11 protein-coding genes and 1 tRNA gene are annotated in these 11,523 nt (G+C 71.0%); 4 read left to right on the top strand and 8 right to left on the bottom strand.

All coding sequences use genetic code 11. The features are described from left to right. Positions 1 to 114 precede the first annotated feature (114 nt). The 5 genes from M7D61_RS04350 to M7D61_RS04330 are packed head-to-tail and all read right to left on the bottom strand — an operon-like array spanning position 115 to position 5,321. Positions 115 to 1,185: an ABC transporter ATP-binding protein gene (locus tag M7D61_RS04350; protein ID WP_298227974.1), complete on the bottom strand. Its 1,071-nt coding sequence runs from the start codon at positions 1,183 to 1,185 to the stop codon at positions 115 to 117. After that, positions 1,182 to 2,012, bottom strand: coding sequence for an ABC transporter permease subunit (locus tag M7D61_RS04345; protein WP_298227972.1), 831 nt, complete (start codon positions 2,010 to 2,012; stop codon positions 1,182 to 1,184). Before M7D61_RS04345 ends, M7D61_RS04350 begins: the two co-directional genes overlap by 4 nt. Then, positions 2,009 to 2,932 carry an ABC transporter permease gene (locus M7D61_RS04340; protein WP_298227970.1) on the bottom strand — a complete coding sequence of 308 codons (924 nt, stop codon included), beginning with the start codon at positions 2,930 to 2,932 and terminating at the stop codon, positions 2,009 to 2,011. The genes M7D61_RS04345 and M7D61_RS04340 overlap by 4 nt, the downstream gene beginning before the upstream one ends. Before the next feature lie 13 nt (positions 2,933 to 2,945). After that, positions 2,946 to 4,139, bottom strand: a complete 1,194-nt coding sequence (locus tag M7D61_RS04335) for an ABC transporter substrate-binding protein (protein ID WP_298227968.1) — start codon at positions 4,137 to 4,139, stop codon at positions 2,946 to 2,948. Between the two features lie 54 nt (positions 4,140 to 4,193). Beyond that, a complete protein-coding gene (locus M7D61_RS04330; RefSeq protein ID WP_298227966.1) occupies positions 4,194 to 5,321 on the bottom strand; it encodes a TIGR03364 family FAD-dependent oxidoreductase in 1,128 nt (375 codons plus the stop codon). 170 nt (positions 5,322 to 5,491) lie between these two features. Here M7D61_RS04330 and M7D61_RS04325 point away from each other — a divergent pair, with 170 nt between their 5' ends. After that, entirely contained in the window at positions 5,492 to 6,184 is a 693-nt protein-coding gene (locus M7D61_RS04325) for a phosphonatase-like hydrolase (protein ID WP_298227964.1), read from the top strand. A gap of 104 nt (positions 6,185 to 6,288) precedes the next feature. On the opposite strand, the gene M7D61_RS04320 is transcribed toward M7D61_RS04325, so the two are convergent. Beyond that, positions 6,289 to 6,642, bottom strand: a complete 354-nt coding sequence (locus M7D61_RS04320; RefSeq protein WP_298227962.1) for a helix-turn-helix transcriptional regulator — start codon at positions 6,640 to 6,642, stop codon at positions 6,289 to 6,291. A 116-nt stretch (positions 6,643 to 6,758) separates the two neighbouring features. On the opposite strand from M7D61_RS04320, the gene M7D61_RS04315 reads away from it, so the two are divergent. After that, positions 6,759 to 7,481: a hypothetical protein gene (locus tag M7D61_RS04315; protein WP_298227960.1), complete on the top strand. Its 723-nt coding sequence runs from the start codon at positions 6,759 to 6,761 to the stop codon at positions 7,479 to 7,481. Positions 7,482 to 7,583: 102 nt separating this feature from the next. Here the strand turns inward: M7D61_RS04315 and M7D61_RS04310 are convergent, their stop codons facing one another. Then, positions 7,584 to 9,209 carry a trypsin-like peptidase domain-containing protein gene (locus M7D61_RS04310; RefSeq protein ID WP_298227959.1) on the bottom strand — a complete coding sequence of 542 codons (1,626 nt, stop codon included), beginning with the start codon at positions 9,207 to 9,209 and terminating at the stop codon, positions 7,584 to 7,586. Between the two features lie 83 nt (positions 9,210 to 9,292). On the opposite strand from M7D61_RS04310, the gene M7D61_RS04305 reads away from it, so the two are divergent. After that, complete coding sequence (locus tag M7D61_RS04305) at positions 9,293 to 10,489, top strand: pyridoxal phosphate-dependent aminotransferase (protein ID WP_298227957.1); 1,197 nt, start codon at positions 9,293 to 9,295, stop codon at positions 10,487 to 10,489. A gap of 77 nt (positions 10,490 to 10,566) precedes the next feature. Here the strand turns inward: M7D61_RS04305 and M7D61_RS04300 are convergent, their stop codons facing one another. Continuing rightward, on the bottom strand, positions 10,567 to 11,382 hold the full coding sequence (locus M7D61_RS04300) for a carbon-nitrogen hydrolase family protein (protein WP_298227955.1): 816 nt from the start codon (positions 11,380 to 11,382) through the stop codon (positions 10,567 to 10,569). Between the two features lie 20 nt (positions 11,383 to 11,402). Between M7D61_RS04300 and M7D61_RS04295 the strand changes: the two genes are divergently transcribed. After that, positions 11,403 to 11,476, top strand: a tRNA-Met gene (locus tag M7D61_RS04295). Positions 11,477 to 11,523: the final 47 nt, after the last annotated feature.

The raw sequence follows: 11,523 nt of genomic DNA, 5'->3' as shown, positions 1-11,523 counted from the left end.
GTCGCCCCGGGCGGCGGCGGCGGGAGCGGCCCGCGGCGTCCGCGAGCGGGCCGGCTTCGCCGGCTGCTCTGGAGGCTCTCCCTGGGGCGACTCGTCGCTCACAGGGTCACCGTATCAACCGCGCGCAGTGACGATGGTGGGACGACCCTTGAAGCGCAGGCGGACCTCGTCGTCGCGCACCGGCTGGTCGATGACGTCGTGCTGCACGGCGACGAGCGTGCCGTCCGCGAGCGTCACGTAGGTGCGACGCAGCGACCCGAGGAAGCTCGACGACACCACGGTCGCCGGGAGGCCCTCGGTGGCGAACGTGATGTCCTCGGGGCGCACGTACACGGTGACCTCGCCGGGCTGTGCGGTGCCGAGGATCGGCAGGTGCTGGCCGTAGACGTTGACGACCGTGCCCGAGACGGTGCCGGGCAGCTTGTTCGAGATGCCCACGAAGTCGGCGACGAAGGCCGACTTGGGATTGAGGTAGAGCTCCTCTGGGGTGCCGATCTGCTCGATGTTGCCGTCGCTCATGACGGCGACGCGGTCGGACACGGCGAGCGCTTCCTCCTGGTCGTGGGTGACGAAGATCGTCGTGATGCCGAGCTCGCGCTGGATCCTGCGGATCTCGTCGCGCAGCGTCACCCGCACCTTCGCGTCGAGCGCCGACAGCGGCTCGTCGAGCAGCAGGACGCGCGGGCGGGTGACGAGCGCGCGGGCGAGGGCGACGCGCTGCTGCTGTCCGCCGGAGAGCTGGTGGGCATAGCGCCCGGCGAGTTCGGAGAGCCCCACCATGTCGAGCGCCTCGTCGGCCCGGAACACGCGGCGCGCGCGGTCGACGTGGCGCATCCGCAGACCGAACTCGACGTTCTGGCGCACCGTCATGTGCGGGAACAGCGAATACGACTGGAACACCATGCCGATGTCGCGACGGTTGACGGGCACGTGCGCGACGTCCTTCTCGTCGATGAGGATGCGGCCGCTCGAGATCGTCTCGAGACCCGAGATCACCCTGAGCGCGGTCGTCTTGCCGCATCCCGACGGGCCGAGCAGCGAGACGAACTCGCCCGGGTTGACGCTGAGGTCCACCCCGCCGAGCGCGCGGTGGCCGGCGAAGTCCTTGACGACGTCGATGAGCTGCACCGGCGTGCCTTTGATTACGAGCGGGCCGGTGGGCGGCGTGTCGATGGCGTCGGTCATCGGGGTGCCTTTCGGTTGCGGCCGAGCGAGCCTGCGGCTCCGATCAGCGCGAGGATGAGGAAGACGAAGATCAGAGCGGCGAGCGCGAATGTCGACGCGACGTAGGGGTCGGCGTGCTGCAGCAGTGCGAGCCCGGTCTGGAACGTGTTCTGCTGCAGGAACGAAGCGATCGTGTACTCGCCGAGGACGACCGAGACGGTGAGGAGCGCGGCGGACAGCATCCCGCGCCTGAGGTTCGGCAGGATCACCGACCACACCGTGCGGAACCAGCCCGCGCCGAGCGATCGGGACGCCTCGCTGAGGGTGACGACGTCGACGCCGGAGATGTTCGCCTGGATCGGGCGGAAGGCGTAGGGCAGCACGATGATGCCGATCGCGAACGCGAGGATCCACGCGACCGAGCCGGTAATCTTCCAGACCTGCTGGTACACCGGCACGAAGCCGACCGCGAGGACGACGGTCGGGATCGAGATCGGCAGCAGGCAGACGAACTCGATGAGCTGGCGCAGCCGGCGGTAGCGCAGCTCGGCGAGGATCATCGCCGGCAGCAGGAAGACGAGCATGAGCGCCACGGTCACCAGCGCGATGACGACGGAGTTCTGGATGCCCTCCCAGAGCTGCCGGTACTGGTAGCCGCGCACCGGGTCGCCGAGCGCCGCGAGGTGGTCGAGCGTGAATCCGGAATGCTGGCCGACGGGCTGGAACGCGAAGGCGCCGAGCGCATAGAGCGGGTAGGCGAAGGCCAGCCCGGCGATGACGAGGATCACCGTGGACAGGGTCTTGCCCAGTGTCGCGCCGACGCGCGCCGGGCGGGATCCGCGGCTCATCGCTGCCACCTCGCCGCGCGGCGCTGCAGGGCGGAGTACGCCCACATGACGAGGCCCATGATGACGACCATGCCGATGGCCAGCACGCCCGGGATGTGGGCGATGCCGGAGACGGTCTCGCTGCCGAGGTCCTGCTGCATGACGACGGGGATGAGGATGCCGGCGTTGGTGAGCGCCGCGGCGGTGGCGAACGACGAGAACGCGCTCGCGAAGAGCAGGATCGTCGCCCCGAAGAACGACGGCGCGAGCACGGGGAACGCCACATGCCGCCAGTACCGGAGGCGGCTGCCGCCGAGGGTGGCGACCGCCTCGCCCCACTGCGGACGCAGGCCCTCGACCGCGGGCATGAAGACGATGACCATGAGCGGGATCGAGAAGTAGAGGTACGGGAAGAACAGCCCGGCGACCTGGTAGAGTAGCGGCCCCGCCGTGGGATCCGGGGCGAGCGAGTTGAGGTCGAAGCCGAAGGTGTCCCTGAGCCAGAGTGTGAGCACGCCCGCGCTGCCCATGGTGGCGATGAACGCGAAGGCGAGCATCACGCCGCCGAACTGGGCCAGCACCGAGCTCGCCGCGTCGACGATGACGCGGAGCAGCCCGTCGGGCTTGGCGGCGAGGAGCGCGACGCAGAGGACGGCGCCGATGATGGCCGCGGCGACGGCGACGGCCGCCGACAGCAGCACCGAGTTGAGGAAGGCCTTGAGCACCGACTGGTCGGTGAACGCGGCAAAGTTCGCGAGGGTGAACGAGCCGTCCTCGGTGGTGAGCCCGCTCCAGATCGCGAGCAGGGTGGGGATGGCCATGAAGACCAGGGTGTATGCGGCGAAGGGCGCGAAACCCAGCCAGCCAGCCACGCGGCGCCGGGGCTTGGAAGCCCCGGCGCCGGCGGGCCGATCGGCTGCCGCGGTGGACGCGACAGTCATGCGGTCACGGTATTTACTGACCCATCGCGGCCGGCCAGGCCGTCGTGATGAACGTGCCGGCCGCAGCCGCCTGGTCGGCGGTGAGGAGGGTGATCTTGCTCGGAGCGCCGCCGGCGGCAGCGAGAGCGGCCTTGTCGACGGTGCCGGCCTTCGTCATCGCGTCGAGCGTGGCGGGGAAGGCGCCTGCGGCGAGGAAGAGGTTCTGCACCGTGGGGGTGTAGAGGTACTCCTCCCAGAGGCGTGCGGCCGCCGGGTTGGCGGCGCCGGATGCCACGGCCTGGTTGTAGTAGGAGCCGACAGCCGCGCCGGACGGGATGACCGTCTTGAAGTTCGGGTTGCCGCCCTGCGCGGCGTCACCCCAGGCGAGGTTGTTGTACGACCACTGCAGCACGACCGGGGTCTCGCCCGAGTTCACGGTCGCCTGCGAGGCGACGGTGGGGATGTAGTTGCCGGCGGTTTTGAGGCTCTTGAACCAGTCGACGCCCGGCTGCAGCTTGTCACCCGAGCCGCCGTTGTCGAGCGCGGCGAGGACGACGGCCATGAGGGCCTCGTTCGCCTTGACCGGCGACATCTTGATGGCGACCGCGTTCTTGTACGCCGACCCGAGCAGGTCCTTGAGCGACGTCGGGGCGGTCTTGATCTTCGACGAGTCGTAACCGATCGACATGAGGCCGGTGTAGTCGTAGTACCACTTGCCATCGGCATCCTTGAAGTCGGCGGGGATGTCGGCCCAGTTCTGGACCTTGTAGGGCGTCACGATGTCGAGGTTCTTGTCGAGCACGGTCGTGCCGATGTCGAACACGTCAGGCGCGGTCGACTGGCCCTTGTCGTTGTGGGCCGCGTCGGCCTCGTCCTGCGACGAGCCGTCCGGGTTCTCCGAGTTGATCTTGATCTGCGGGTACTTCGCCTCGAAGCCCTGGATGATCTTGCCGTAGTTGGCCCACGACGGCGGCAGGGTGATGACGTTGAGCTTGCCCTCGGCGTTGGCCGCCGCGACCAGGCAGTCGAGGCCGCCGAAGTCGGCCGCACTGGTGGCGACCTGCGCCTGTGCGGTGGTGAGGGTGGTGCAGGCGGTCGACGAGGTCGTGCCGGCGGCGCCGGTCGACGGGCTCGACGACGACGGGCTGCTCGAGCAGCCCGCGAGGACGGCCGCGACGGCCGCAGCCATCGCGACGCCCGTCGCGACGCGGCGGGTGGTGTTCATCATGTGTGCTCCTTCAGGAACGGGTTTCTTGGTGGGGGAGATACGGGTCGGGTAGGTTCAGGCGGCCGCGAGGGCGAGGGTCGTCGCCGCGAGGCCGAGCGCGCAGGTCATCCCGATGCCGGTCGTGACGGACACGACCGAGACGCCGGGAACGGGCTGCTCGACGAGGAAGTCCTGCGCCGCGCTGGAGGCGTAGATGCCGCGCCAGCGGCGGCGCACGCGGAGCGAGTCGGCCCCGAGGAGCCGGCTGAACTCGCGCAGCAGCAGCTCGTCGACGGCCTCGTCCTCGAAGGGCGACTCGGTGATGCCGTAGTGGTGCGTGTCGCCGATGACGAGCGAGCCGTGCGGGCGCTGCGTGAACATGAGGTTCACGGCGTTCTCGACGAGCTCGGGCGCCGTCTCGGCGACCTCGGCGCGCAGCGCCTCGGCAGCGCCGGTCGAGGCGGGCCCGTCGTAGCGCAGCAGCGACGTGCCGGTGAGGATGCCGGGCGCGACCTGGATGCCGCCGGGGGCGTCGATCTCCATCATCCGCAGCCGGCAGCGGCGGATTCCGACCGCGCTCGCCAGCTCGGGGAAGAAGCGGTCGACATCGTGACCGACGCACACGACGGTGCGCTCGGCGACGATCTCGCCGGAGCTGGTGAGGACGATGCCCGGTTCGACGCGCTGCACGTTGACGCCGAAGCGGAATTCGACGCCGAGGGTCTCGAGGTGTGCGGTGAGCGCGGGCACGGCGCTGGGCGAGTTGAGCCTGAGGTCGAGGGCGAAGTGCGCCCCGCCGACGGCGTCGGGGGCGTCGAAGCCGGCGCGCTCGGCCACCTCGGCGGCGGTGAGGAGGGCGACGTGGCCGTCGCGCTGCGGGGCGAACTCCTCGAGCACGGCGAGTTCGGCCGAGGTGCGGGCGACGACGACGGTACCGGCCTCGGCGACGGGAAATCCTGCCGCAGCACCGAGCGTCAGCCATTCGCTGCGGGCGCGCAGCGCGTAGTCGAGGGCGGTGCCGTTCTGCGCGGTCGTGCAGATGTGCCCGAAGTTGCGGATGCTCGCGCCGGCGGCGAACTCGTCGCGCTCGAGGACGACGACCCGGAGGCCGCCGCGCGCGGCATGCCAGGCGTGCGCCAGGCCGACGATGCCCGCACCGACGACGGCGAGGTCGTATCGGTCGGTGGGCGCGGCGGTGGTCACATCGGTACTTTCGCGGGTCCGCCGGGGCCGGGACGCCGATTCCGGGCAGCATTCATCCGGTGTTCTCCAAGCGTTCGATTTCGCGACATCGAGGTGAAATCGCCGTGAACTCGGGTGAAGACCTCGCGACGGGGACGCCGCGCCCACCTGGTCCGGACCATGCTAGTGGCATGACTATCGCGCTCGTCACCCTCGACATGGCCGGCACCACGATCGCCGAGGAGGGCACGGTGTACCGCATCCTCAAGTCGACCGTCGAGGAGGCGACCGGGATGCAGATCCCCGCCGCCGAACTCGCCAAGTGGAGCGGCACGAGCAAGCACGCGGCGGTGCGCGGCCTGCTGGAAGCGCTCGGCGAGGACGGGACCAGGGCGGATGCCGTCTTCGACGATTTCAAGGCGAGCCTGCAGGCCGCCTACGCGGCCGAGCCGCCGACGCTCTTCCCCGGGGTGCGCGAGGCCGTCGCCGAGCTGCGCGCGCGCGGCGTCAAGGTTGCGCTGCAGACGGGCTACTCGCGCGACGTCGCGGAGCCCCTGCTCCAGGTCGTCGGCTGGGCGGTCGGAGACGATGTCGACGCCCTGGTGACGAGCGACCAGGTCGCGCACTCGAGGCCGGCGCCCGACCTCATCCTGGCCACGATGGCCGCGACGGGCATCGCCGACCCGGCGCAGGTGCTCTCCGCGGGCGACACCGCCAACGACCTCGGCGCGGGGACGGCCGCGGGCGTGCGGTACGTCGTCGGCGTGACGACGGGCGCGTACACGGCGGACGATCTCGCGCGCCATCCGCACACCCACATCCTCGGCAGCGCCGCGGAGATCCCCGGGCTGCTCGAGGCGGCGGGCGAGTTTCCACAGGCCTGAGCAGGGATTGTCGGGCCCCCGCGCCTAACTCTCGCGGCAGCCGCCGCCCTCATCGTGCGCTGGCTGCGCGAGGACGGCACGGAGCACCTCTGGCGGGTCGCCTGCTAGCCGGCGCCCCGCTGGCCCCGAACCCGCCGGCGCAGGTCGCGCGTGCGCTTGAGCTCGGAGAGCGTGGGATGCGCGGAGGTGGTGTCGTCGCGCTGCGGCAGCAGGTCGATGCTCATGCCGCGGGTGAGGTCGGCGGTGTCGATGCCGAGCGCATCGGCGAGCGCGATGAGACTGTGCAGGCTGACCTGGTTCTCGCCGTGCTCGAGGCGGCGGATGGTCGAGACGTCCATGCCTGCGGCCTCTGCGATCTGCACCTGGGTGGCGTGCAGTTCGCGTCGTTCCTCCTGGATGCGCCGGCCCAGCTCGATCGTGGCCTTCGACGGCGCTTCGGACTTGCGGGAGGCGGGCATGCATCCACGGTTCCGCCTGCTGCGACGGATGCCCAGGGCATGACTGCGCCACGCATGTATGCCATTCCCGCTGGTGGCGACGGCGATTTCCCGGCCGCACTGCTTACACTGGCCGCATGCCGCGCGGACGCAAACCCATCAGCCGTTCCTTCGTCGAGAAGGCGCGCGGCGGCAGGCTGCGCGCCGCCGTCATCCCCGACACGATCGACGGGGTGCTCGATCGCGTCATGGCCGCGCAGCGGCCTGCCGTGCTCGCCCACCTCAGCAACCAGATGACGAAGCACCCCCTCGCCGAGAACGCGGAGATCGTCGCCCTCCTCGAGCGCCGCTACCTCGCCGTCGTCACCGCGACGGGCGCGGCCGCCGGTGCCGTCGCGGTGCTCCCCGCCGTCGGCACCGTGAGCGCGCTCGCGCTGTCGGGCGCTGAGACGGTCGCCTTCCTCGAGGCGACGGCGCTGTTCGCGCAATCCGTCGCCGAGCTCTACGGCCTCACCGTCGACGACCCCGACCGCGCCCGCGCTTTCGTGCTCGCCCTGCTGCTCGGCAGCGAGGGGTCCGCGATCGTGCGAGAGTTCGGTCGCGAACTCGTCGATAAGGACGCCACCCGCACCGGCTACTGGGCTGAGCTCATCGCCACCGGCATCCCGCAGGCGGTCGTGCTGCCCCTCCTGGGGCGGCTCAAGAACACCGTCGTGAAGCGCCTGGCCGCCCGCGAGGGCGCGACCATCCTGGGCCGGGCCCTCCCCTACGGCGTCGGCGCGCTGGTCGGCGGCATCGGCAACAATCTCATGGGCCGGCGCGTGATCCACTCCTCGCGCGAGGCCTTCGGCATCGGCTGACACAGCGGCGCCCGCCGGTAACCGGCCTCGACAACGAAGTTCGGGCCCCTTCCCGCGGCGGGAGAGGGCCCGAACTTCGTTGTCCGCGTGGGGATGCCGGGGCTACGAGCTGTAGGTGCCCAGCGTCAGCGTCACATCGTGCGCCTGGCCGCCCCGGACATAGGTCACGGTCGCGCTCGCGCCGCCTGCCGACGCGCGCACCAGCGCGGTGAGGTCGGTCGCGCTCGAGACCGGCAGGCCGTCGAAGTTGGTGATGACGTCACCCGCCTTGAGACCCGCCTTGTCCGCCGCGCCACCCGAGGTCACGCCCTGCAGTTCGGCGCCCACGGTCGTCGCACCCGACTGCGAGGCCGCGTCGTACACGGTCGCGCCGAGCAGACCGTGCGTGGCCTTCCCGCTCGACTCGAGCTCCTGCGCGATGCGCTGGGCGACGTTCGACGGGATGGCGAAGCCGACGCCGATCGAGCCGGACTGATCGGCCGTGGCCGTCGTGCCCGTCGAGGCGATCGCGACGTTGATGCCGACGAGCTGGCCTGAAGTGTTGAGCAGCGCGCCGCCCGAGTTCCCCGGGTTGATCGCGGCATCCGTCTGGATCACGGGCAGTGAGATGGACGAGTTCGGGGTCGGTGCTCCGCCCGGGCTTGGGGAGCCGCCCGGTCCGTTGCCGCCGAACGGCGAGCCGAAGTCGAAGAAGTTGAACGGGCTCGTGCGGTTGTTCTGCTGCTGGTCGCCGCCGGTCGGGGCGGCCGACGAGGCGATCTGGATGCTGCGGTTGAGCGCGCTGACGATGCCGTTGGTCACGGTGCCCGACAGGCCGAGCGGTGCACCGATGGCGATCACCTGCTGGCCCACGTTGAGCTTCGACGAGTCGGCGAACACGATGGGCTTCAGCCCGCTCGCGCCCGTCAGCTTGATGACGGCGAGGTCGTCGGTCGGGTCGGTGCCGACGACGGTCGCCCGGTAGAGCCTGCCGTCGCTCGTCTCGACCTGGATCGTCGCCCCGGCGACCGCGCCGTCGAGCGTGACGACGTGCGTGTTGGTGAGCACGTAGCCGTCGGGGCTGAGGATGACGCCCGATCCGGTGCCCGACGCCGAGGTGGAGGTCACGTTGATGGTGACGACGCTCGCGCTCGCGGCCGCCGCGACGGCGGTGATCTGGGTCGCATCCGAGGGGTTGTTCACCGTGATGGTGGAGGCGCCGCTCGTGCTCGAACCGGAGGTGCCGACGTAGGACGGGTGGACCGCGGCCACTACGCCGCCGGCGATGCCGCCGCCGATGAGCGCACCGACGAGCGCGGCCGTGCCGGCGAGGAAGAGGGGCCGCTGCGCGAAGGGCCTGCGCTCCGGGCGCGGGGTGACGAAGGCGGGGTTCGGCTGCTGGCCGTACGGGTGCTGCTGGCCGGAGTACTGGCCGTACGGCTGCCCCGACTGCCCCGGATGCGGGGCCTGCTGCGCGTGCTGGGTATCGGCGTACTGGCCGTAGCGCGGTTGCGGGGGCAGCGGCTGAGTCGGTGACACGGGCTCCGCCGCGACCGCAGCGGCAACGGGCTCGGCGGCCGGCGTTTCGGCGGCCGCCTCGGACTCGGCAGGTGTCGCCGCCGGCTCTGCCGCGGACGCCGCGACGCCGTCGGCCGCGGTCTCAGACCTGGTCTCGGGGGCGGCCGCCGCTGCCGGCTCGGTGCCGTCGGCGGGGGTCTCCGGCTCGAGGGGGTTCGAGGTGTTTGTCATGGCTACAGCTTCCCCCGGAATCCTGTTCGTTTCTTATGACGCTGCTCAGAGCATCCGCCAGAGCAGCCGGTAGTTTGGACAGCATGATCATCGACGGCCCGTGGCTCGCCGCCGCGCGAGGGGCAGGCCTGCTCGCCGCGGACGGCAGCGTCGCCACAACGATTTTCGCAGAGATGAGCGCACTCGCGGTCCGCACGGGGGCGATCAACCTCAGCCAGGGCTTTCCCGACGAGGACGGCCCCGGCGAGCTGCTCGAGATCGCCCGGCAGGCGATCGCCGATGGCGTGAACCAGTACCCCCCCGTGCTCGGGATGCCGGTGCTGCGCGAGGCGATCGCCCGGCACCAGAAGCACTTCTACGGTCTCGACGTCGACCCCGACCGCGAGGTGCTCGTCACCGCGGGGGCCACCGAGGCGATCGCGGCGGCGCTGCTCGCACTCGTCTCCGCCGGCGACGAGGTCGTCACCTTCGAACCGTTCTACGACGCCTACGGGGCGATCATCGCCCTGGCCGGGGCGCGGCACGTCACGGTGCCGCTCCGCGCGCCGTCGTTCGAGCCCTCGCTCGAGGACCTGCGCGCCGCCGTGAGCGACCGCACCCGCGTCATCCTCGTCAACACTCCGCACAACCCGACCGGCGCAGTGTTCTCCCGCGAGGTGCTCGCCGAGATCGTGGCCCTCGCCGAACGGCACGACGCGATCATCGTCACCGACGAGGTGTACGAGCACCTGGTGTTCGACCGCCCGCACACGCCGATCGCGACGCTGCCCGGCGCGTGGGACCGCACGGTGACGATCTCCTCCGGCGGCAAGACGTTCTCGCTGACCGGCTGGAAGATCGGCTGGGTCACTGCGCCGGCCGCGCTCATCACGGCGGTGCTCGCCGTCAAGCAGTTCCTCACCTTCGCGGGCGGTGCGCCGTTCCAGCCCGCGATCGCGCACGGGCTCGAGATGCCCGACGCCTACTTCTCCGGGCTGGCCGCGACCCTTCGCGCCAAGAAGGACCTGCTCTCGGCCGGGCTGGCCGACGCCGGGTTCGAGATGTTCGACTCGCACGGCTCGTACTACCTCGTCGCGGATGCCGCGCCGCTGGGGTATGCGGATGCCGTCGAGCTGTGCCGCGAGCTGCCGCGCCTGGCGGGCGTCGTCGCCGTGCCGCTCGCCGCGTTCTACACGCCCGAGCACCGGGCCGACGTCGCCTCGCTGGTGCGCTTCGCCTTCTGCAAGCGCACCGAGGTGCTGGGCCGCGCCGCGAACCAGCTCGCCGCGCTCGCCCGATAGCCGCACTCGACTTCGGACCGGCGCTGACCGGGCTGGATCATCCCGTCGGACGCGAGCTCATCCGACGTCGACGCCGTCTACTGCAGCGGCACGACCCCGTAGCGCCTGAGCTTCAGCGACGGGTTCGTGGCGCGCACCTGCGCGAGCACCTCGGTCGAGACGTGCGCGAGGGCGATGTCCGGCTCGTCCTCGAGCTCGGCGAGCGCCACGCCCATGGGGTCGACGATCATGCTTGCGCCGACGCCGACCGGCGGCACGTGGTCGGCCGCGGCGACGTAGACCGTGTTCTCGATGGCGCGGGCGGCGATGAGGGTGCGCCAGTGGAAGTCCTTGAGCGGACCGGCGACCCACTCCGAGGGCACGAGCACGAGCTCGGCGCCGGCGTCGACGATGCGGCGGGTGATCTCGGGGAACCGCAGGTCGTAGCAGGTCTGCAGCCCGATCGTCACGCCGCCGACGTCGAAGAGCTGCGGCTCGTCCAGTGCGCCCGGCTCGACCCATTCCGACTCGTGGGCGCCGAACGCGTCGTAGAGGTGCTGCTTGCGGTAGGCGGCGACGATGCCGGCCCCGGGCTGCACCGCGACGACCGTGTTGGCGAAGCGTCCGGGGGTGCTGCCGGATTCCGCGAGCCCGGCGACGACCGTGACATCCACCTCGTCCGCGACCGCGGCGAGCGCGGTCGTGAACGGCCCGTCGAGCGGCTCCGCCGCATCGAGGAACGCGGCCCCGACGGGGTCGACGAAGAACGACGAGTATTCCGGGAAGACGACGAGCTGCGCGCCCCGTGCGACGGCGGCCTCGGTGAGATCGCGGATCGCCTCGATGTTCGCGTCGACATCGGCGCCGGGGGCGAACTGGGCGACGGCGACGGCGATCTCGGGCATGCCACCCATGCTAGAGTTGATCCTTGTGCCGCGGGGTGGAGCAGCTCGGTAGCTCGCTGGGCTCATAACCCAGAGGTCGCAGGTTCAAATCCTGTCCCCGCAACGAAGAAAGTCCCGGAATCCCTAGGGTTCCGGGACTTTTGTTTGGGG

It is taken from the genome of Gryllotalpicola sp., from assembly GCF_027352875.1.
Taxonomy (GTDB): Bacteria; Actinomycetota; Actinomycetes; order Actinomycetales; family Microbacteriaceae; genus Gryllotalpicola.
This window is presented reverse-complemented; position numbering and strand designations above follow the sequence as displayed.

Bases quoted from the DNA above. Each gene is read 5' to 3' on its own strand.
- M7D61_RS04320 (WP_298227962.1), bottom strand. From the start codon at position 6,642: ATGCCCGCCTCCCGCAAGTCCGAAGCGCCGTCGAAGGCCACGATCGAG.
- M7D61_RS04300 (WP_298227955.1), bottom strand. From the start codon at position 11,382: ATGGGTGGCATGCCCGAGATCGCCGTCGCCGTCGCCCAGTTCGCCCCC.
- M7D61_RS04310 (WP_298227959.1), bottom strand. From the start codon at position 9,209: ATGACAAACACCTCGAACCCCCTCGAGCCGGAGACCCCCGCCGACGGC.
- M7D61_RS04350 (WP_298227974.1), bottom strand. From the start codon at position 1,185: ATGACCGACGCCATCGACACGCCGCCCACCGGCCCGCTCGTAATCAAA.
- M7D61_RS04340 (WP_298227970.1), bottom strand. From the start codon at position 2,932: ATGACTGTCGCGTCCACCGCGGCAGCCGATCGGCCCGCCGGCGCCGGG.
- M7D61_RS04325 (WP_298227964.1), top strand. From the start codon at position 5,492: ATGACTATCGCGCTCGTCACCCTCGACATGGCCGGCACCACGATCGCC.
- M7D61_RS04345 (WP_298227972.1), bottom strand. From the start codon at position 2,012: ATGAGCCGCGGATCCCGCCCGGCGCGCGTCGGCGCGACACTGGGCAAG.
- M7D61_RS04315 (WP_298227960.1), top strand. From the start codon at position 6,759: ATGCCGCGCGGACGCAAACCCATCAGCCGTTCCTTCGTCGAGAAGGCG.
- M7D61_RS04305 (WP_298227957.1), top strand. From the start codon at position 9,293: ATGATCATCGACGGCCCGTGGCTCGCCGCCGCGCGAGGGGCAGGCCTG.
- M7D61_RS04335 (WP_298227968.1), bottom strand. From the start codon at position 4,139: ATGATGAACACCACCCGCCGCGTCGCGACGGGCGTCGCGATGGCTGCG.